Annotated in this window: 19 protein-coding genes; 10 read left to right on the forward strand and 9 right to left on the reverse strand. The window is 69.7% G+C overall.

All coding sequences use genetic code 11. The features are described from left to right. A partial coding sequence (locus BZL64_RS03170) for a sigma-70 RNA polymerase sigma factor region 4 domain-containing protein (RefSeq protein WP_143662965.1) occupies positions 1 to 1,068 on the reverse strand: 1,068 nt, incomplete at its 3' end. Between the two features lie 305 nt (positions 1,069 to 1,373). Between BZL64_RS03170 and radA the strand changes: the two genes are divergently transcribed. Next, positions 1,374 to 2,783: a DNA repair protein RadA gene (gene radA / locus BZL64_RS03175; RefSeq protein WP_086765909.1), complete on the forward strand. Its 1,410-nt coding sequence runs from the start codon at positions 1,374 to 1,376 to the stop codon at positions 2,781 to 2,783. An 81-nt stretch (positions 2,784 to 2,864) separates the two neighbouring features. After that, positions 2,865 to 3,989: a DNA integrity scanning diadenylate cyclase DisA gene (gene disA, locus BZL64_RS03180; RefSeq protein WP_086765911.1), complete on the forward strand. Its 1,125-nt coding sequence runs from the start codon at positions 2,865 to 2,867 to the stop codon at positions 3,987 to 3,989. 99 nt (positions 3,990 to 4,088) lie between these two features. Here disA and BZL64_RS03185 read toward each other — a convergent pair whose 3' ends face one another. Next, positions 4,089 to 4,919, reverse strand: coding sequence for a hypothetical protein (locus BZL64_RS03185; protein ID WP_086765913.1), 831 nt, complete (start codon positions 4,917 to 4,919; stop codon positions 4,089 to 4,091). Between the two features lie 359 nt (positions 4,920 to 5,278). Between BZL64_RS03185 and BZL64_RS03190 the strand changes: the two genes are divergently transcribed. From BZL64_RS03190 to cseC, 5 genes are all read left to right on the forward strand, one after another. Beyond that, positions 5,279 to 6,283, forward strand: coding sequence for an HhH-GPD family protein (locus BZL64_RS03190; protein WP_086765915.1), 1,005 nt, complete (start codon positions 5,279 to 5,281; stop codon positions 6,281 to 6,283). A gap of 301 nt (positions 6,284 to 6,584) precedes the next feature. Further along, entirely contained in the window at positions 6,585 to 7,127 is a 543-nt protein-coding gene (locus tag BZL64_RS03195; RefSeq protein WP_086765917.1) for a SigE family RNA polymerase sigma factor, read from the forward strand. Then, positions 7,112 to 7,768, forward strand: a complete 657-nt coding sequence (locus tag BZL64_RS03200; protein WP_086765919.1) for a hypothetical protein — start codon at positions 7,112 to 7,114, stop codon at positions 7,766 to 7,768. Before BZL64_RS03195 ends, BZL64_RS03200 begins: the two co-directional genes overlap by 16 nt. A 235-nt stretch (positions 7,769 to 8,003) precedes the next feature. Then, a complete protein-coding gene (gene cseB / locus BZL64_RS03205; protein WP_086765921.1) occupies positions 8,004 to 8,705 on the forward strand; it encodes a two-component system response regulator CseB in 702 nt (233 codons plus the stop codon). Positions 8,706 to 8,717: 12 nt separating this feature from the next. Next, a complete protein-coding gene (gene cseC / locus BZL64_RS03210) occupies positions 8,718 to 10,061 on the forward strand; it encodes a two-component system sensor histidine kinase CseC (protein WP_086765922.1) in 1,344 nt (447 codons plus the stop codon). Between the two features lie 218 nt (positions 10,062 to 10,279). Here cseC and BZL64_RS03215 read toward each other — a convergent pair whose 3' ends face one another. Next, on the reverse strand, positions 10,280 to 11,869 hold the full coding sequence (locus BZL64_RS03215; RefSeq protein WP_086765924.1) for an MDR family MFS transporter: 1,590 nt from the start codon (positions 11,867 to 11,869) through the stop codon (positions 10,280 to 10,282). Between the two features lie 166 nt (positions 11,870 to 12,035). Between BZL64_RS03215 and BZL64_RS03220 the strand changes: the two genes are divergently transcribed. Beyond that, a complete protein-coding gene (locus BZL64_RS03220; protein ID WP_086765926.1) occupies positions 12,036 to 12,635 on the forward strand; it encodes a TetR/AcrR family transcriptional regulator in 600 nt (199 codons plus the stop codon). Between the two features lie 22 nt (positions 12,636 to 12,657). On the opposite strand, the gene BZL64_RS03225 is transcribed toward BZL64_RS03220, so the two are convergent. Continuing rightward, entirely contained in the window at positions 12,658 to 13,266 is a 609-nt protein-coding gene (locus tag BZL64_RS03225; protein WP_086765928.1) for a M23 family metallopeptidase, read from the reverse strand. A 517-nt stretch (positions 13,267 to 13,783) separates the two neighbouring features. On the opposite strand from BZL64_RS03225, the gene BZL64_RS03230 reads away from it, so the two are divergent. Continuing rightward, the gene (locus BZL64_RS03230) at positions 13,784 to 14,422 is read left to right on the forward strand and encodes an HAD family acid phosphatase (RefSeq protein WP_086765930.1); all 639 of its coding nucleotides are present in this window, start codon (positions 13,784 to 13,786) and stop codon (positions 14,420 to 14,422) included. Positions 14,423 to 14,500: 78 nt separating this feature from the next. Here BZL64_RS03230 and BZL64_RS03235 read toward each other — a convergent pair whose 3' ends face one another. Next, the gene (locus BZL64_RS03235) at positions 14,501 to 17,029 is read right to left on the reverse strand and encodes an ATP-dependent Clp protease ATP-binding subunit (RefSeq protein WP_086765932.1); all 2,529 of its coding nucleotides are present in this window, start codon (positions 17,027 to 17,029) and stop codon (positions 14,501 to 14,503) included. Positions 17,030 to 17,460: 431 nt separating this feature from the next. Between BZL64_RS03235 and BZL64_RS03245 the strand changes: the two genes are divergently transcribed. Continuing rightward, a complete protein-coding gene (locus BZL64_RS03245; RefSeq protein ID WP_086765934.1) occupies positions 17,461 to 18,105 on the forward strand; it encodes an SCO3374 family protein in 645 nt (214 codons plus the stop codon). On the opposite strand, the gene BZL64_RS03250 is transcribed toward BZL64_RS03245, so the two are convergent. The 4 genes from BZL64_RS03250 to BZL64_RS03265 form a co-directional block, all read right to left on the reverse strand. Next, entirely contained in the window at positions 18,084 to 18,419 is a 336-nt protein-coding gene (locus BZL64_RS03250) for a histone-like nucleoid-structuring protein Lsr2 (RefSeq protein WP_086765936.1), read from the reverse strand. The two genes, BZL64_RS03245 and BZL64_RS03250, sit on opposite strands and share 22 nt — an antisense overlap. A 227-nt stretch (positions 18,420 to 18,646) precedes the next feature. Then, complete coding sequence (locus tag BZL64_RS03255) at positions 18,647 to 19,180, reverse strand: amino-acid N-acetyltransferase (protein WP_086765938.1); 534 nt, start codon at positions 19,178 to 19,180, stop codon at positions 18,647 to 18,649. Positions 19,181 to 19,189: 9 nt separating this feature from the next. Further along, positions 19,190 to 19,612, reverse strand: coding sequence for a BlaI/MecI/CopY family transcriptional regulator (locus BZL64_RS03260; protein ID WP_086765940.1), 423 nt, complete (start codon positions 19,610 to 19,612; stop codon positions 19,190 to 19,192). 150 nt (positions 19,613 to 19,762) lie between these two features. Beyond that, complete coding sequence (locus tag BZL64_RS03265) at positions 19,763 to 19,936, reverse strand: hypothetical protein (RefSeq protein WP_086765941.1); 174 nt, start codon at positions 19,934 to 19,936, stop codon at positions 19,763 to 19,765. Positions 19,937 to 19,974 lie beyond the last annotated feature (38 nt).

Below are 19,974 nucleotides of genomic sequence, written 5' to 3' on the forward strand. Positions count from 1 at the left end.
CCGACTCCGACGGCCGCTCGCGGTGGGCGAGCGGCCGTCGGAGTCGGCGGTCGGTGTGCCCCGGTAGGCCGCCCAGAGGGCGAGCACCGGTGCGGCGACGACGGTGGCCACGACCGTCGTCGTGACGGCACGCGCGCGGATGCGGTCCCGTCGGGCGGCGCGGTCCTTGGGGTCCATCGGGAAGCCGCGCCGGTCGAAGCGCGGCGCGGCGGCGCCCCGCGCGCGCGGGAGGTGCGCCAGGACGGTGTGCAGGGCCGCGCGGGGCGCTTCCAGCACGGGCAGCTCGGCGGGTGTGACCCCGGCGCCGGGCCAGCGGCCGGGGACCGCGCGCTCCGCGGCCCGGCGGCAGCGCGGGCAGTCGTCGACGTGCCGGACGAGTTCGCGGCGCAGCGTGGCGCTGAGCACGAGCTGGTGGTCGCCGGTGAGGCGGGCCACTCCCGGACAGCCGCCGGTCTCGACGACGGCCAGGGCGGCACGCGTGCGTTCCACCTCGCAGGCGGCGGAGGAGAGCAGTTCGCGGGCCGCGGCCACCTCCATGCCGAGAACGGCCGCCACCTCGTGGGCGGCGAGGCGATGCCGTACGGCGAGTTCGAGCGCCTCGCGCTGTTCCGGGCTGGTGCCCGCGGCCTCCGGCCAGGCCAGCAGGGCGAGTTCGCGGCGGCGCTGCTCCTGGAGGTCGTCGGGCAGGGGATCGGCGCCGCTCGCCTTGTGAGCGCCGTGCCGGCCGGGCGCGTGGGCGCCCTGACGCTTCTCCCTGGCCTCGCCGAGTTTGCGCAGGCAGGCCCAGCGGGCCAGGGCGTAGAACCAGGCCCTGCGGTCGCCGGCGGCGTCCGGGACGCGTTGTCCGCGCCGCTCGGCGAGCGCGAGGACGTCGCCGAGGGCAGCCGTGGCGGTGTCGTGGTCGCACAGGACGGACAGGCAGTAGGTGAACAGGCCGTCCAGGTAGGGCTCATAGCGAGCGGGTGGGCGCTGCGCCAGCGTGCGCACCGCAGCGCGGTCGCGCGCCTCCCTGTGCGCCCGGTGTGCGCCGGTCGTGCGGGTCGGGGTTTCCGAACTGCTGCTCATCACCCGTGCGACCGTAGGCGCCGCGGAACGACCTCTTCTGCCCCCTTGAGTCCTTTTAATCCGTACGGGTGAAACGATCCCTCATAAGGGGACACGAAGACGGGGTCAAGTGGCTCATTCACGACTGCCGTGGCCGATTCACAGGGGGTGAGGGCGCCAGGCCGGGGGGATGGCCGGGCGCCCTCACCAGTGACCGCCGCCCCGGGGGGCGGACGCGGCGGACACCGCCTCGGGACGCGTCTGCCCCGGCGGACCGGCTTTATGCACAGGCTTCTCGCGTTGTCACACCCTGCGGTTACGGTTTCCCCATGGCTGCCCGTACGAAGTCCACGAAGGACCGTCCGTCCTACCGCTGCACGGAGTGCGGGTGGCAGACGGCGAAGTGGCTCGGCCGCTGCCCCGAATGCCAGGCCTGGGGCACGGTCGAGGAGTACGGCGCACCCGCTGTCCGTACGACGGCACCCGGCCGCGTCACCACCTCCGCCCTGCCCATCGGCCAGGTCGACGGCCGGCAGGCCACCGCCCGCCCCACCGGCGTGCCCGAGCTGGACCGCGTCCTGGGCGGCGGCCTGGTCCCGGGCGCGGTCGTCCTCCTGGCCGGCGAGCCGGGCGTCGGCAAGTCCACGCTCCTGCTCGACGTGGCCGCCAAGGCCGCCAGTGACGAACACCGCACGCTGTACGTCACGGGTGAGGAGTCGGCCAGCCAGGTCCGGCTGCGGGCCGACCGCATCGGCGCCATCCACGACCACCTGTATCTCGCCGCGGAGACCGATCTGGCCGCCGTCCTGGGTCATTTGGACGCCGTGAAGCCGTCGCTGCTGATCGTCGACTCGGTGCAGACCGTCGCCTCCCCGGAGATCGACGGCGCTCCCGGCGGCATGGCCCAGGTCCGCGAGGTCGCCGGCGCGCTGATCCGCGCCTCGAAGGAGCGCGGCATGTCCACGCTGCTGGTGGGCCATGTCACCAAGGACGGTGCGATCGCCGGCCCGCGCCTCCTCGAACACCTCGTGGACGTCGTCCTGTCCTTCGAGGGCGACCGGCACGCACGCCTGCGACTCGTGCGGGGCGTCAAGAACCGCTACGGCGCCACCGACGAGGTCGGCTGCTTCGAACTGCACGACGAGGGCATCACGGGCCTTACCGACCCAAGCGGACTTTTCCTGACCCGCCGTGACGAACCGGTCCCCGGCACCTGCCTGACGGTCACCCTGGAGGGCCGCCGCCCCCTGGTCGCCGAAGTGCAGGCGCTCACCGTCGATTCCCAGATCCCCTCGCCCCGCCGCACGACGTCGGGCCTGGAGACCTCCCGTGTCTCGATGATGCTCGCGGTCCTGGAGCAGCGGGGCAGGATCAGCGCGCTCGGCAAGCGGGACATCTACTCGGCGACGGTCGGCGGTGTGAAGCTCTCCGAGCCCGCGGCGGACCTCGCGATCGCCCTCGCGCTGGCCTCCGCGGCGAGCGACACCCCCCTGCCCAAGAACCTCGTCGCGATCGGCGAAGTGGGCCTCGCGGGCGAGGTCAGACGGGTCACGGGCGTCCAGCGCCGACTGGCCGAGGCGCACCGCCTGGGCTTCACGCACGCGCTCGTGCCGGGTGATCCCGGCAAGATCCCGGCGGGCATGAAGGTTCTCGAAGTCGCGAACATGGGGGAGGCTCTGAGGGTGCTCCCGCGCTCCCGTCAGCGAGAGGCCCCGCGGGAGTCGGAGCAGCGCCGGTAGACTTTGCCCAGGTCTCGCCCGTCCGTACGAACCGAGTGCGCGAAACGGGAGCACCAAAGAACCTGTGACCGGAGGAGTGCAGTGGCAGCCAACGACCGGGCAGCAGCTCCCGGAAAGTCCGGCGGGAGTTCCGGTGCCGAAGGCCTGATGCGTGCCGCGCTGAGCGCGGTGGCTCCCGGCACGGCCCTGCGCGACGGCCTGGAACGGGTGCTCCGCGGCAACACCGGCGGACTCATCGTGCTCGGTTCCGACAAGACGGTCGAGACGATGTGCACGGGCGGATTCGTCCTGGACGTCGAGTTCACGGCCACGCGCCTGCGTGAGCTGTGCAAGCTCGACGGCGGCATCGTCGTTTCCTCCGACCTGTCCAAGATCCTGCGGGCCGGCGTGCAGCTCGTGCCGGACCCCACCATCCCCACCGAGGAGACCGGCACCCGCCACCGCACGGCGGACCGCGTCAGCAAGCAGGTCGGCTACCCCATCGTCTCGGTCTCCCAGTCCATGCGTCTGATCGCGCTCTACGTCGACGGCCAGCGCCGCGTCCTGGAGGACTCCGCGGCGATCCTGTCCCGCGCGAACCAGGCGCTGGCGACCCTGGAGCGCTACAAGCTCCGCCTGGACGAGGTCGCGGGAACGTTGTCAGCGCTGGAGATCGAGGACCTGGTCACGGTCCGGGACGTCTCGGCGGTGGCGCAGCGCCTGGAGATGGTGCGCCGCATCGCCACCGAAATCGCCGAGTACGTGGTCGAACTGGGCACCGACGGGCGTCTTCTCGCCCTCCAGCTCGACGAGTTGATCGCGGGCGTGGAGCCGGAGCGTGAACTGGTGGTCCGGGACTATGTTCCGGAGCCCACGGCCAAGCGTTCCCGCACGGTCGACGAGGCGCTGTACGAGCTGGACGCGCTCAGCCACGCCGAGCTTCTCGAAATGTCCACGGTGGCCCGCGGTTTGGGCTACACCGGCTCCCCCGAGGCGCTCGACTCCGCGGTCTCGCCGCGCGGTTTCCGCCTGCTGGCCAAGGTGCCCCGCCTCCCCGGCGCGATCATCGACCGGCTGGTGGAGCACTTCGGCGGGCTCCAGAAGCTTCTCGCGGCGAGCGTCGACGACCTGCAGACGGTCGACGGCGTGGGCGAGGCGCGGGCGCGCAGCGTGCGCGAAGGCCTGTCGCGCCTGGCGGAGTCGTCGATTCTCGAGCGGTACGTCTGAGACCGCCGGCACCTGTGGTGCCTGGCGAGGCAGCGGGGCGGGGCGACTCGTCCCGCGCCGGGAGCGGCGGCCGGGAGCAGCGGCCGCTCCCGCCCCGGCTCAGTCCTGGTCGAGCACGAACGAGGTCTGCGCCTTGGTGAACCCGGGCGCCTTCGCCTCCACCAGGTACGTCCCGGCCCCGGCGACCCCCGCCGGAGGCGTCGCGCACTCCGGCGCACTCGGCTTCCGGTCCCACGTCACGGTGTAGGTGAAGCTGCCCCCGGCCGGCACCCGGTACAGCAGGCTCGCGGACCCCTTGGGGCAGTCGGCGGACGACCAGTAGTCCTCGGCGCCGCCAGCCTGCGTGATCGTCAACACGGCGCTCTTGGGGCCGAGATCGACCTTGCAGTCGCTTCCGGAGGAGTTCTTCGCCGTCAGCCGGAACGTGGGCGTCTGGTCCGGCGAGTACGTGTTGCGGACGCTGCGCAGACTCAACGTGACCACGCTCGCGGTGCAGTTGGGCAGTGTCGTACCGGCAGGCAGTGTCGTACCCGGCCCGCTGCCGCCGGCACCCTCGCCGGAACCCCCGGACCCGGCTGAACCGGAACCGCCCGTGTCTCCGTCACCGGACCCGCCACCGGACCCGGTCCCGCCGCCCGACCCCGTCGCCGAGCCCGAACCGGAGCCACCAGTGTCCTCGTCGCCCGACTCGTCGCGCCCGCCCGGGTTTTGGCTGATCGCGGGCCCGGAGCCGGAAGGGCCCGGCGTGATGGAGGAGGCGGGATTCTTGCCGTTGGAGCCGTCCGCCCCGTTCTTGCCGCCACCCCCGCCCGCGGTGACCACCCACGTGATCAGCAACGCCAACAGGGCGAGCACGGACAGCAGTACGACCCTCCGTCGCCAGTAGATGGAGGAGGGAAGCGGCCCGACCGGATTGCGCATAGATCCCACGGCGCAAACTGTACGAGAGATCCTTGCCTCACCCGGCCCCACCCGCCGCCTGGACCACAACTTTTCCGGATCATCATCCCGGACGCGACTGTCCTGGCGCCGACTTGAGACCCTCGCAGGCCCGCCCCGGTCGCGGGGCGTGACATCGGCGCCGTACGCCGGACACGTTCCGTGACGGCGCCCGTGACAGTCGACGCCGCGCGCCGGACACCGTCCCCAACGGCGCACTCCTGCGCACGAGCGCCCCTCACACTCCTCCCACGCCCGTGGCCCACGCGCGCGGAGGTCGCCCGCGCCCCCACCCCACCGGCGGTGGTACGCGCGCGTGCCCCTTCGCACATGGCAGGATCGGAAGGGCCATGACTGCGCCCACGAAGCCCCCGCACCACAGCCCCGCCGACACCGTCTCCGGCCCGCCCGCCGGAGAGCAGCCGCCCGCGGCCACGACCGACCCGGCCACCACCGACCCGGTGACCGCCGGACAGGCCTCCGGCACACATCTGCACTCCCCCGTCATCGACTGGTTCGACGACCACGCCCGCGACCTGCCCTGGCGGCGCCCCGAGGCCGGCGCCTGGGGGGTGATGGTCAGCGAATTCATGCTCCAGCAGACGCCGGTCAGCCGCGTCCTGCCGGTCTACGAACAGTGGCTCGCCCGCTGGCCGCGCCCCGCCGACCTGGCCGCCGAGTCCCCCGGTGAAGCCGTACGCGCGTGGGGCCGGCTCGGCTATCCGCGACGCGCGCTGCGGCTGCACGGCGCCGCGGTGGCCATAACGGAACGGCACGCCGGCGACGTACCGGCGGACCACGCGCAGCTGCTGGCGCTGCCCGGCATCGGCGAGTACACGGCCGCCGCCGTCGCCTCCTTCGCGTACGGGCAGCGGCACGCCGTCCTGGACACCAACGTCCGCCGGGTGTTCGCGCGCGCCGTCACCGGAGTGCGCTACCCGCCGAACGCCACCACGGCCGCCGAGCGCAAGCTGGCGCGCGCCCTGCTCCCCGAGGACGAGAAGGTCGCCGCGCGGTGGGCCGCCGCCTCCATGGAGCTGGGCGCGCTCGTCTGCACAGCGCGGAACGAGACCTGTCACCGCTGCCCGATCGCCGCCCGGTGCGCCTGGCGGCTCGCGGGCAAGCCGGAACACGACGGGCCGGCGCGCCGCGGTCAGACGTACGCCGGTACGGACCGCCAGGTGCGCGGCAAGCTGCTCGCCGTCCTGAGGGAGGCCCACACGCCTGTGGCGCAGGCGGAACTCGACCGCGTGTGGCACGAGCCGGTACAACGCGCGCGTGCCCTGGACGGTCTCGTCTCGGACGGTCTGGTGGAACCGCTGGCGGGCGGCCTGTACCGACTGCCACTCACCTGACGCACAGCCAGTTCACAGCCGAACGGCGATGTCAGGGCCGTAGCCGGCCTTCTGTCACGGTCGACCGGCGGAAGAATCGGCACAAACCATCAGCATTGGGCCGTCCTCTTTACCCCTGCCCCGCCTCCGTTACACAACCGACGGACAGCCGACTGCTAGCCGCAGGCTGCCTCGGACAGCGCCGTGACAACACCTCCGTAGGTTCCTTCTTGTGCCCGGCAGCGACACGAGGGCCACAGACCACGAGCAGGAAACCGGCGGACGACAGCCAGCCGGAACGGGGATACGGAGGCGGTTGATCATGGCGCACGGAGAGGTGCTCGAGTTCGAGGAGTACGTCCGCACCCGACAGGACGCGCTGCTGCGCAGTGCCCGTCGGCTGGTCCCGGACCCGGTGGACGCTCAGGACCTCCTCCAGACCGCCCTGGCACGGACGTACGGACGCTGGGACGGCATCGCCGACAAGCGGCTGGCGGACGCCTACCTGCGCCGGGTCATGATCAACACGCGGACCGAGTGGTGGCGGGCCCGCAAGCTGGAAGAAGTCCCCACCGAGCAGCTGCCGGACGCCAGCGTGCAGGACTCCACCGAGCAGCACGCGGACCGCGCCCTGCTGATGGACGCGATGAAGGTGCTCGCTCCGAAGCAGCGCAGCGTCGTCGTCCTGCGACACTGGGAGCAGATGTCCACGGAGGAGACGGCCGCCGCCCTCGGCATGTCGGCAGGTACGGTCAAGAGCACGCTGCACCGGGCGCTCGCCCGGCTCCGCGAGGAGCTGGAAACCCGCGATCTGGACGCACGCGCGCTGGAGCGTGAGGAGCGGGAGCGTTGCACGGCGGCCTGACCGAGGCCGGGCCCTCACCGGCCCGAGGCACATTCCAGGCGGTGATCGCGGCAGTGGCCGTGCTCGCCGCCCTCGGCCTTTTCCTGTCCTCGTGCGCCACCGGCGGCACCGGTGCCCGTGACGAGGGCCCTGCACACGCCGCAGCGGTCGCCGGCGCCGCCCCGTCGGGCGCCACCACCGACGTCCCCGACCGCACCGACGCCGTCCAGCTCGTCAAGGACGACCCCGAGGTCTCGGACGAGGTCAAGCGCGAACTGAAACCGTGCGTGGGCGACGACTACCCGGTCGACGTGTCCTACGGCGACCTCACCGGAGGCGCCGAGACGGATATGGTCGTCAACGTGCTGACCTGCGGTGACTTGGTGGGAGTCGGGTCGTACGTGTACCGGGGGACGAGCGGCGGCTACAAGAACGTGTTCAAGGCCGAGGAGCCCCCCGTCTACGCCGAGATCGACCGCGGCGACCTGGTCGTGACCAAGCAGGTGTACGAGAGGGGCGACCCCGTCTCCAGCCCGTCCGGCGAGAACGTGATCACGTACCGCTGGGTGGCCGCGGGCCGCTTCGTCAAGGAGTACAGCTGGCACAACGACTACAGCAGCGTCGTCGGCGGGGAGCCGACTCCGGTGCCGGAGACCGGCTGACGGCTCGACGAAGAACTTCCGACGAGAAAATCCTCTGTCTCGTGAACCGTTCGGGCCTCCCGGACCGATGAACCAGTGAACGCACCAGGCGCTACGGGCGTCCCACCTAGGGACAACCTGACAGCGCACCGACAGACAGAGCCGACAGACAGAGCGGACACCGGGCACGGCAGGGCCCCACAGCCACAGCAGACACCGCACACCCACGACACCACCGAGGACTGAGAGCACCGGGATGGCAGACCAGACACACGTCCTGTTCGTCGAGGACGACGACGTCATCCGCGAGGCCACCCAGCTCGCCCTGGAGCGGGACGGCTTCGTGGTCACCGCGATGCCCGACGGCCTCTCCGGCCTGGAGGCGTTCCGGGCGGACCGCCCCGACATCGCCCTGCTGGACGTCATGGTCCCCGGACTGGACGGCGTGAGTCTGTGCCGGCGCATCCGGGACGAGTCCACCGTGCCGGTGATCATGCTCTCCGCGCGCGCCGACTCCATCGACGTCGTCCTCGGCCTGGAGGCCGGCGCCGACGACTATGTGACCAAGCCGTTCGACGGCGCCGTCCTGGTCGCCCGCATCCGCGCGGTGCTGCGCCGCTTCGGACACGCGGGCGGGCCCGACCGTGGGGAGGCGGACTCCTCCGCCACCGGGGGTGTGCTCGCCTTCGGCGACCTGGAGATCGACACCGAGGGCATGGAGGTACGCCGGGCCGGGCAGCCGGTCGCGCTCACGCCGACCGAGATGCGCCTGCTGCTGGAGTTCTCCTCCGCCCCGGGCACGGTGCTCTCGCGGGACAAGCTGCTCGAGCGGGTGTGGGACTACGGCTGGGGTGGTGACACCCGCGTCGTCGATGTCCATGTGCAGCGACTGCGGACGAAGATCGGCCAGGACCGGATCGAGACGGTCCGCGGCTTCGGCTACAAACTGAAGGCCTGAGCGGACAGGGGTATGCGGGGGATGTTGCGGCACCTGGTTCCGGCCCGCGTGGAGCGCGTGGGCATCCGCACCGGCCTGCGGTGGAAGCTCAGCGCGGCCATCGCGCTGGTCGGCGCACTCGTGGCGATCGTGCTCAGCCTCGTCGTCCACAACGCCGCGCGGGTGTCCATGCTGGACAACGCCCGCGACCTGGCCGACGAGCGGGTCCGGATTGCCCAGCGCAACTACGAGCTGTCCGGGCGCCCCAACTTCCCCAACATCAAGATCGACGACCACGAACTGCCCTCGGAGCTGAGGTCCAAGGTCGAGAAGGGCCGCCGGGCCACGTTCGTCTCTGACCACGGCGGCGGGGCGCCGGACATCTGGGCGGCCGTGCCCGTGAGGGACGGGCACGTTCTCTCCCTGCACACCGGCTTCACCGACCGCAGCACCGACATCCTCAACGACCTCGACCAGGCCCTGGTGATCGGCTCCATCGCGGTCGTCCTCGGCGGCAGCGCGCTGGGAGTGCTGATCGGCGGGCAGTTCTCACGCCGGCTGCGCAAAGCGGCGGCCGCGGCGAACCAGGTCGCCAGGGGCGAGACAGACGTACGGGTGCGGGACGCCATCGGCGGGGTCGTCCAGGACGAGACCGACGACCTCGCCTCGGCCGTGGACGCCATGGCGGACGCGCTCCAGCAGCGACTGGAGGCCGAGCGCCGGGTGACCGCCGACATCGCGCACGAGCTGCGCACACCCGTGACCGGGTTGCTGACGGCCGCCGAACTGCTGCCGCCGGGCCGGCCCACCGAACTGGTCATGGACCGGGCCAGGGCCATGCGCACGCTCGTCGAGGACGTCCTGGAGGTGGCCCGCCTCGACGGCGCCTCCGAGCGTGCGGAGTTGCAGGACATCCTGCTGGGCGAGTTCGTCACCCGGCGGGTGGCGGCCAAGGACCCGGAGGTCGAGGTGCGGGTGGTACACGAGTCGATGGTCACCACCGACCCACGGCGCCTGGAGCGCGTCCTGCTGAACCTGCTCACCAACGCCGGCCGGCACGGCAAGCCCCCGATCCAGGTCACCGTCGAGGGCCGGGTCATCCGGGTCCGTGACCACGGCCCCGGCTTCCCCCAGGATCTCCTCGCGGAGGGCCCGAGCCGCTTCCGCACCGGCAGCAGCGACCGGGCGGGCCGCGGCCACGGCCTCGGCCTCACCATCGCGGCAGGACAGGCCCGCGTCCTTGGCGCCCGGCTGACCTTCCGCAACGTACGGCTCGCGGGGGCGCCGGAACACATACCGGCCGAGGGCGCCGTAGCCGTCCTCTGGCTGCCGGAGCACGCCCCGACGAACACGGGAAGCTATCCGATGCTGCCGTAGGGCAAGAGTTGCCGCGGCAGGAGCGACGGGACCGGCCGTGTGGAAGGCGTGTACGGCCATGGGGCCGGCGGCTCCTGGTCCCATGCCAGAGGCCCCCCGGGGCGGACACCGGCCGGGGGGCCTCGCGTGCAGCTCGTACCACTCCTAGGGCAACAGCTCATACGCCGACGAGGGGGAACCATCGCCCTCAGCGGGCAGCGGCAGTAGCTTCCAGGGGATCAGACGGGCTCGACCACCGGCGTCTTCGGGTTGGCGGGCTCGTCCGGGGCGCCCTCCGTCTTCGGTTCCGCTCCGCGGAGGGGAACCTCCTTGACGAACACGGCCGCCACCAGCGCGACCACGGCCACGAGGGCTCCGAGGACGAAGGCCGCGTGCGTGCCGTCGGACACCGCGAACTGGTATGCCTCCCGCGCCGGGGCCGGAAGCTTGGCGAGGCTGGCGGCGTCCAGTTGCGCGGACTGCTCGGTGATCTTGGAGCCCAGCGCCCCGGCCCGTTCGGACATGGCGTCCTGGACCCGGCTGTTGAACAGCGCGCCCATGATCGCGACACCGAAGGAGGACCCGAGCGTACGGAAGAGGGTGGCCGAGGAGGACGCGACGCCCATGTCCTTCATCTCGACGCTGTTCTGCGCGACCAGCATGGTGATCTGCATCAGACAGCCCATGCCGAGGCCGACGACCGCCATGAACACACCCGAGGTGAACCGGGAGGTGCCGGTGTCCATCGTGGACAGCAGGTACAGCCCGACGATCATCAGCGCGCTGCCCACGACCGGGAAGATCTTGTAGCGGCCGCTGCTGGTCGTGATCCGGCCCGCGACCATCGAGGTCACGAGCATCGCGCCGAGCATCGGCAGGAGCAGCAGGCCGGAGTTGGTCGCCGAGGCGCCCTGCACCGACTGCTGGTACAGCGGCAGGAACAGGGTGGCGCCGAACATCACGAAGCCGGTGATGAAACCGATGACGGCCATCAGCGTGAAGTTGCGGCTGCGGAAGATGTGCAGCGGCAGGATCGGCTCGACGGCCCTGGTCTGCCAGAACACGAACCCGACGAGCGTGGCGACACCGATGCCGATCAGCTCCATGATCCGCGCGGAGGACCAGGCGTACTCCGTGCCGCCCCAGGTGGTGACCAGCACGATGGAGGTGATGCCGATGGTGAGCAGTCCGGCACCCAGATAGTCGATGCGCGCCTGGGACCGCTTCTTCGGCAGGTGCAGGACGGCGGTGATGAGGCCGAGGGCCACCACGCCGAGCGGCAGGTTGATGTAGAAGGCCCAGCGCCAGCCCCAGTGGTCGGTGATGGTGCCGCCGACCAGCGGTCCGCCGATCATGGCGATCGCCATGACGCCGGCCATCATGCCCTGGTACTTGCCGCGCTCGCGCGGCGGGACGAGGTCGCCGATGATCGCCATGACGCCGACCATCAGACCGCCGGCGCCGAGCCCCTGCACGGCACGGAAGCCGATCAGCTGCCCCATGTCCTGGGCCATGCCGCTCAGCACCGAGCCGACCAGGAAGATGACGATCGAGGTGAGGAAGGCGCCCTTGCGCCCGTACATGTCGCCGAGCTTGCCCCAGATCGGGGTGGAGGCGGCGGTGGCGAGGGTGTACGAGGTCACCACCCATGACAGGTGTTCCAGGCCGCCGAGGTCGCCGACGATCGTCGGCATCGCGGTGCCCACGATCATGTTGTCGAGCATCGCAAGCATCATCGTGATCATCAGCGCGAGGATCACGACCCGCACGCTCTGCTGTTTCTTGTCCTGTGTGCCGGTGTCCGGCTCAACGGTTCGTGTGTCCGCCATCGTTCCCCACTCCCCCAGGGCCGCCGCTTACTTGCCGCCCGGCTAGTTCACTACACTGGGAAAGTAGACCCGCAACTAGCCGGGCGTCAAGTAAGTTCCAACCGGGCAGAAGGTAAGCGTTCTTACCTTCAGCACCCGCTTTCGCGGCGACGCGAGGAGTACGAGGATGGACGTCACCATGGACGGCACCAAGCAGCGACGCCGCGGCAACACCCGCCAGCGCATCCAGGACGTAGCCCTCGACCTCTTCGCCGAGCAGGGTTACGAGAAGACCTCGCTCCGTGAGATCGCGGAGCACCTGGATGTCACCAAGGCGGCCCTGTACTACCACTTCAAGACCAAGGAAGAGATCATCGTCAGCATCTTCACGGATCTGACGAAGCCGATCGAGGACCTGATCGAGTGGGGCCGGAGCCAGCCGCCCACCCTGGACACCAAGCAGGAACTCCTGCGGCGCTACAGCCGCGCGCTCAGCGAGGCGTCCCCGTTCTTCCGGTTCATGCAGGAGAACCAGGCGACGGTCCGCGAGCTGCAGGTCGGCGAGTCCTTCAAGGACCGTATGCGCGGGCTGCGCGACATCGTCATCGACCCGGACGCCCCGCTGGCCGACCAGGTCCGCTGCGTCAGCGCCATCTTCACCCTGCACGCCGGCATGTTCTTCCTGCACGACCTCGAAGGCGACCCCGAGGACAAGCGCGAAGCTGTCCTCGAGGTCGCCATCGATCTGATCACCCAGGCCCATCAGGGCTCGCGGCCGTCGTCCTGACGGCCGGCGTGGATCACCGTCGTCAGACGGTCACACCCTTGCCACGCAGGAACTTCACCGGGTCGATCGCCGAACCGTAGTTGGCGGTGGTCCGGATCTCGAAGTGCAGGTGCGGGCCGCTGGAGTTTCCGGTGCTGCCGGAGAGGGCTATGCGCTGGCCGGTCTTGACGATCTGGCCGATCTTCACGTTGATCTTCGAGAGGTGCGCGTACTGGGAGTACACGCCGTTGGCGTGCTTGATGACGACGGCGTTGCCGTAGGCGGGGCCGTCACCGGCGCCGTTGCCGCCGGCCTTGACGACCTTGCCGCCGTGGGCGGCGAGAACCTTGGTGCCGGTCGCCACGGCGTAGTCCTGGCCGCTGTGGGTGGAGTTCCACATGTTGCCGGCCTGGGCGAAGCTGGCGGTCAGCTTGTACTTCTTCACCGGGTCCACCCAGGAGGCCGCCTTGGCCTTCTTGGCGACCGACACGGCGGTCGCGGCCGTGGGTGCCGCCGTCTGAGCCTGGGGCGCGACAGCGGACGCCACTCCGGACCCCAGCACGACCGTGGCGCCGAGAGCGGCGGCGCCGACGGCCACGCGGGTGCGGAGCTGGGACGTACGGGAAGAACGGAACGGGACGCGCTGGAACATCGAAACCTCATGGGGCCGGGGACAGAGAGAACCACCCGACGTACGGGACGTCCGCCGGATGGCCATCCCTTGGTAACCCGGCGGCCCGCATTGCCCCAAACGTGTGATGTACGACGGAACCTAGTAGTCCGTCCCAAAACGGCACACTTCTTGACAGTCCGCCCCATCGGCCGCGTTCGCCCCCGGTCCACGCGGGAGGCCTGCCGCCCGGAAGGGTTCTGACGCTTACGCCCCTTTCGCCCGAATCGCCCTCGCCACTATTCCGCCTAGTACGTGACGTAACTCCTGTGCGCCATGTCACCGGCCGCCCTGCGTAAGGCACTTCGGAATGTGACGGCGGCTACTTGCCTGACGCCGCAGACACTTGTGACCCGCGTCACGAAGCGTGCACGGGGGTGTGACCGGGCTCTCATGGCCATCTACCGTCCAGTAACCCGCTGGTTCCCCTCAGGCCATCCCCACCGATGAGCATGCCCACGACACCCGCAGCGCTTGGACGCGAGAGGACCCCCACACCATGACCAGAGGCACCTGGACGCGCCGTATAGGCATGACCGCCGTGGCGACTGCCGCCATCACCGCGATGGCCGTCCCGGCCGGCGCCGAGGCCGCGACGGCCACCGGCACCATCACCGCCGTCACCACCGCCGCCGCCGCGGAGGACGTCGACTACACCACCTGGCAGGCGGACTGCCTGACCGTGATGAACCAGGCCCTGCCCTATCTGAAGCAGCGCATCGCCGCCGTGAAGCCGGGTGAGAAGCAGGCACTGGTCCTGGACATCGACAACACCACCCTGGAGACGGACTTCGGCTTCAGCTACCCGCAGCCGGCCAACAAGCCGGTCCTCGACGTCGCCAAGTACGCCCAGGAGCGCGGCGTCTCCCTCTTCTTCGTCACGGCACGTCCCGGCATCATCTCGGGCGTGACCGACTACAACCTCAAGTACGTCGGCTACAAGGTCTCCGGCCTCTACGTGCGCGGCCTGTTCGACCTCTTCAAGGACGTCGCCGCCTACAAGACCGCCCAGCGCGTGAACATCGAGTCCAAGGGCTACACGATCATCGGGAACATCGGCAACAGCGCCACCGACCTGTCGGGCGGCCACGCCGAGAAGACCTTCAAGCTGCCGGACTACGACGGGCAGCTGTCCTGACGAGCGCAGCAGAAAGGGCCGCCCCGGGACTCATGTCCCGGGGCGGCCCCTTTGTGCTTCTGCTCAGCCCCCGAAGGGTCAGGCGTCCTTGCTCAGGTTCGGACCGGCACCGCCGGCCGCCTGCTCGATCGGCGGGACGTCCGGCAGGGCCGCCTTCTCCTCACCCCGGAAGGTGAAGGTCTTGGCCTCGCCCTCGCCCTCGGTGTCCACGACCACGATGTGACCGGGGCGCAGCTCGCCGAAGAGGATCTTCTCCGAGAGCGTGTCCTCGATCTCGCGCTGGATGGTGCGACGCAGCGGACGCGCACCCAGCACCGGGTCGTAACCCTTCTTGGACAGCAGCTCCTTCGCGGTCTGCGAGAGCTCGATGCCCATGTCCCGGTCCTTGAGGCGCTCGTCCACCTTGCCGACCATCAGGTCGACGATCTGGAGGATGTCCGCCTGGGTCAGCTGCGGGAAGACGACGACGTCGTCGACACGGTTGAGGAACTCGGGCCGGAAGTGCTGCTTCAGCTCGTCCGAGACCTTGTTCTTCATGCGCTCGTAGTTGGACTTCGTGTCACCCGCGGCGGCGAAGCCGAGGTTGAAGCCCTTCGAGATGTCCCGCGTGCCGAGGTTGGTCGTCATGATGATGACCGTGTTCTTGAAGTCCACGACCCGGCCCTGGGAGTCGGTCAGGCGACCGTCCTCCAGGATCTGCAGCAGCGAGTTGAAGATGTCCGGGTGGGCCTTCTCCACCTCGTCGAAGAGGACGACGGAGAACGGCTTGCGGCGGACCTTCTCGGTGAGCTGGCCACCCTCTTCGTAACCCACGTATCCGGGCGGGGAACCGAAGAGACGCGACACCGTGTGCTTCTCGCTGAACTCCGACATGTCGAGGGAGATCAGCGCGTCCTCGTCACCGAAGAGGAACTCGGCGAGCGCCTTGGACAGCTCGGTCTTACCGACACCGGACGGGCCGGCGAAGATGAACGAGCCACCGGGACGCTTCGGGTCCTTGAGGCCGGCACGCGTACGACGGATCGCCTTCGAGAGCGCCTTGACGGCGTCCTTCTGGCCGATGACCCGCTTGTGGAGCTCGTCCTCCATGCGCAGCAGACGCGAGGACTCCTCCTCGGTCAGCTTGAAGACCGGGATGCCGGTGGCCGTCGCGAGGACCTCGGCGATCAGCTCGCCGTCGACCTCGGCGACGACGTCCATGTCGCCGGCCTTCCACTCCTTCTCCCGCTTGGCCTTGGCAGCCAGGAGCTGCTTCTCCTTGTCGCGGAGGGAGGCGGCCTTCTCGAAGTCCTGCGAGTCGATCGCGGACTCCTTGTCGCGGCGGACGCCGGCGATCTTCTCGTCGAACTCACGCAGGTCCGGCGGCGCGGTCATCCGGCGGATGCGCATCCGGGAACCGGCCTCGTCGATCAGGTCGATCGCCTTGTCGGGCAGGAAGCGGTCCGAGATGTACCGGTCGGCCAGGGTGGCGGCCTGGACCAGCGCCTCGTCCGTGATGGAGACACGGTGGTGCGCCTCGTACCGGTCGCGCAGACCCTTGAGGATCTCGATGGTGTGCGGCAGCGACGGCTCCGCGACCTGGATGGGCTGGAAGCGGCGCTCCAGGGCCGCGTCCTTCTCCAGGTGCTTGCGGTACTCGTCCAGCGTGGTCGCACCGATGGTCTGCAGCTCACCGCGGGCCAGCATCGGCTTCAGGATGGAGGCGGCGTCGATGGCGCCCTCGGCGGCACCCGCACCGACGAGCGTGTGCAGCTCGTCGATGAACAGGATGATGTCGCCGCGGGTGCGGATCTCCTTGAGGACCTTCTTCAGGCGCTCCTCGAAGTCACCGCGGTAGCGGGAGCCGGCGACCAGCGCGCCGAGGTCCAGGGTGTAGAGGTGCTTGTCCTTGAGGGTCTCGGGCACCTCGCCCTTGACGATGGCCTGGGCGAGGCCCTCGACGACGGCGGTCTTGCCGACGCCGGGCTCACCGATCAGGACCGGGTTGTTCTTGGTACGGCGGGACAGCACCTGCATGACCCGCTCGATCTCCTTCTCGCGCCCGATGACCGGGTCGAGCTTGGACTCACGAGCGGCCTGGGTGAGGTTCCGGCCGAACTGGTCGAGGACCAGGGACGTCGAGGGGGTGCCCTCGGCAGGACCGCCACTGGCGCCGGCGGTCTCCTTGCCCTGGTAACCGGAGAGCAGCTGGATCACCTGCTGCCGCACACGGTTGAGATCTGCGCCCAGCTTGACCAGGACCTGGGCGGCGACGCCCTCGCCCTCGCGGATCAGGCCGAGCAGGATGTGCTCCGTGCCGATGTAGTTGTGGCCGAGCTGAAGGGCCTCGCGGAGCGACAGCTCCAGGACCTTCTTGGCACGGGGGGTGAAGGGGATGTGCCCGGACGGGGCCTGCTGCCCCTGCCCGATGATCTCCTCCACCTGCTGGCGGACCGCCTCGAGCGAAATCCCGAGGCTCTCAAGGGCCTTGGCGGCGACACCCTCACCCTCGTGGATCAGGCCCAGGAGGATGTGCTCGGTGCCGATGTAGTTGTGGTTGAGCATCCGGGCTTCTTCCTGAGCCAGGACGACAACCCGCCGCGCGCGGTCGGTGAACCTCTCGAACATCGTTAATCGCTCCTCAGAGCGGTCAGGCAGTGGGGGGAACTTCCCCTCCCTGTCCTTCCGCAGCTTAGTCCCGCAAGCGGGGACCGCTCATTCCAACTGCCGACACCGTCGATGGCCTCCTGACCCCGAACGCCGACATCTGCTCCAACCCGATGGTGCGAGACGATGTTCCCGCAGGCCAGACAGTTACCCCTGTCGCCAGTACGCCGATGGCGAACGTGAGACCGCCGTTTCCTGCGTGTCGCCCCCTCCCACTAGGGATGTCTTACCCGCTGGGACTGACACTCCATGCCGTGAGCACCCGATCCCTCCGCTACGGGCGAACAACCTTGCGCCTCCCGGCACCCCCGCACGCCCCCCTTTCCGCCACCGTGTGCACTCGGTGACGCACTCAGCGTAACTCGGGGGCCTTCCGGACTGTTGCACTCGGCATGGTTGGCTCCGTGCCCTCGGCCGCGTTCCCGGTCGTCCCCCCGGCCGTCCCTGAGGCCGCCTCCGCGACATCCCCGGTCCCCTTTCCCCGCAGGCCGCTCGATCCGGACCGTCCGGCCGAGAGCCTCCGCGGCTGGTACGAGAACGAACTGGGGTGGCCGACGGTGCCCGGAGATCCCCTGCGGCTTCGGGTGGGTGTGCGCTTCGACGTGCTGGACGTGCCGGCCGAGGCGGGTCGCGCGGCGCTGCGGCATCTGGCGCCGGGCTCTCCGGTGGCCGTGCGGGGCGACCGGATGCGGCTGCTGGTGGCGGCGGGGAGCGCGGAGGAGCTGCCGGGGATCCTGCGGTGGCTGGAGTGGGACGCGCTGGCGCTGGATCTGGCCGCGACCGGCGTGGGCGGGGCCGTCGAGGCGCCTCTGCCGCCGGGCGGCCGGGTACGTGCCGGGACAGCGGTGCAGGGGGCCGCCGTGTGGGTGCGGCCCCCCGTGGGAGGGTGCGAGATCGAGGCCTCGCTGCCGACGATGTCGGCCCTGGGGGGCGTTGGGGGCGCCCCCGACCTGGTGCGGCTGGTGGACACGCTGGCGACGCACTGTCACCGTGTCCGGCTGTGGCGTGCCTGCGCTCAGCCGTTGGCCTTCTCATAGGCCTCGCGAATGGTCGCGGGAACACGGCCACGGTCGTTGACCTCGTAACCGTTCTCCTTGGCCCAGGCGCGGATCTGCGCGGTGTCCTGGCTGCCACCGACAGCGGCGCGGGCCTTTCCGCGTCCGCCCGAAGCGCGGCCTCCGGTACGCCGGCCACCCTTCACATAGGGGTCGAGAAGGCTGCGCAGCTTGTCCGCATTGGCAGTCGTGAGATCGATCTCGTATGTCTTGCCGTCAAGCGCGAACGTGACGGTCTCGTCGGCCTCGCCGCCGTCGAGGTCGTCGACAAGAAGGACCTGAACCTTCTGTGCCACCGGATTTCCTTTCATCGATAACCTGAGGGCCGGGGGTCTACGGCGTTCCGCCGTTTCGCCGTCCCCTGTTATATGCAGTACTGCAGTACGTCGGAAAGCAAACCGCTTTTGCTGAGAAAACACAAACCCTCGGGAGAGACCGGCTTCCCGTACACCGCACGGAAACGTGCGCGTTTCGGACATAGGGCACCTGGGCAAGGCGACTCGACCGTAATGGGACTCGACGATCACAGATGCAGAAGCATCCGGCTGTTGCCCAAGGTGTTCGGTTTCACTCGTTCGAGACCGAGGAACTCCGCGACGCCCTCGTCATAGGAACGGAGCAGCTCTGCGTAGACATCGGTGTCCACGGGTGTCTCGCCGATCTCCACGAAGCCGTGCTTGCCGAAGAAGTCGACTTCGAAGGTCAGACAGAAAACCCGTCGAACCCCGAGCCAGCGGGCAGTCTGCACCAACTTCTCCAACAACTGGTGACCGACGCCGGCGCCCTTCAGACCGGGCTTCACCGCGAGCGTACGGACTTCCGCGAGGTCCTCCCACATCACGTGGAGGGCACCGCAGCCGACGACCTCGGCGTTGTCGTCGCGTTCGGCGACCCAGAACTCCTGGATGTCCTCGTAAAGAGTCACCGTCGCTTTGTCGAGCAGGATGCCGCCACGGACGTACGCGTCAAGGAGACGGCGTACGGCGGGAACATCGCTGGTCCGGGCCCGGCGGACGGTGATGGCTTTAGCGCTGACTTCAGGGCTCTGTGCTGACATGAGCGGACGCTATCGCCCGTCGGTCTCCGTCGCCGACCCGGGGTTCTCCCGTGGACTCTCCGCTTCCGGACGTTCGGAAGTTTCGGGTCCCTGGACGATGCGTACCGCATCGCGCAGGGCATGGCGCTGTTCGTCGCTCATCATCCCGAAGAAGGCGACGAGAGCAGCGGCGGGGTTGTCGCTCTGCGTCCAGGCCTCGTTCATCAGGGCGGCGGCGTAGGCGGCGCGTGTGGAGACCGCCTCATATCGATAGGCCCGGCCTTCCGCCTCACGGCGCACCCAGCCCTTCTGATGAAGATTGTCCAAAACGGTCATCACCGTGGTGTAGGCGATGGACCGTTCCTGCTGAAGGTCTTCCAGGACTTCTCGAACGGTGACCGGGCGGTTCCACTTCCACACCCGCGTCATGACCGCGTCTTCGAGTTCTCCCAATGGGCGAGGCACAACTCAGAACAATAGTGGGAGATCACGCTGATCGCGTGCCGGACGTGCAGATTCTCCCGCAAATACGAACAAAAGGGGCGTACAGCGCCCGGGAGCGGGAGCCGTACGCCCCGAGGGACGCGCGTGGGACCTGAGGGGTCAGGCCTCGGTGTTCGCTGCGCGGGTGCCGTCCGCGCGCGCGAGGGCGGCGTCGACGGCCGTGTCCTCCTTGGCCTTGTTGCTGCCGCCCTGGGTCTTCACGATCACCCTGATCAGGCCGATGAAGAAGACGGCCATGACGACGGGGGGCAGCAGCGCGGAGACATAGTCCATGGATCCAGGGTAGTCAGCAACGGGCGGGACATCGGGGC

The organism is Streptomyces bobili (assembly GCF_002154575.1).
Lineage (GTDB): Bacteria > Actinomycetota > Actinomycetes > Streptomycetales > Streptomycetaceae > Streptomyces > Streptomyces bobili.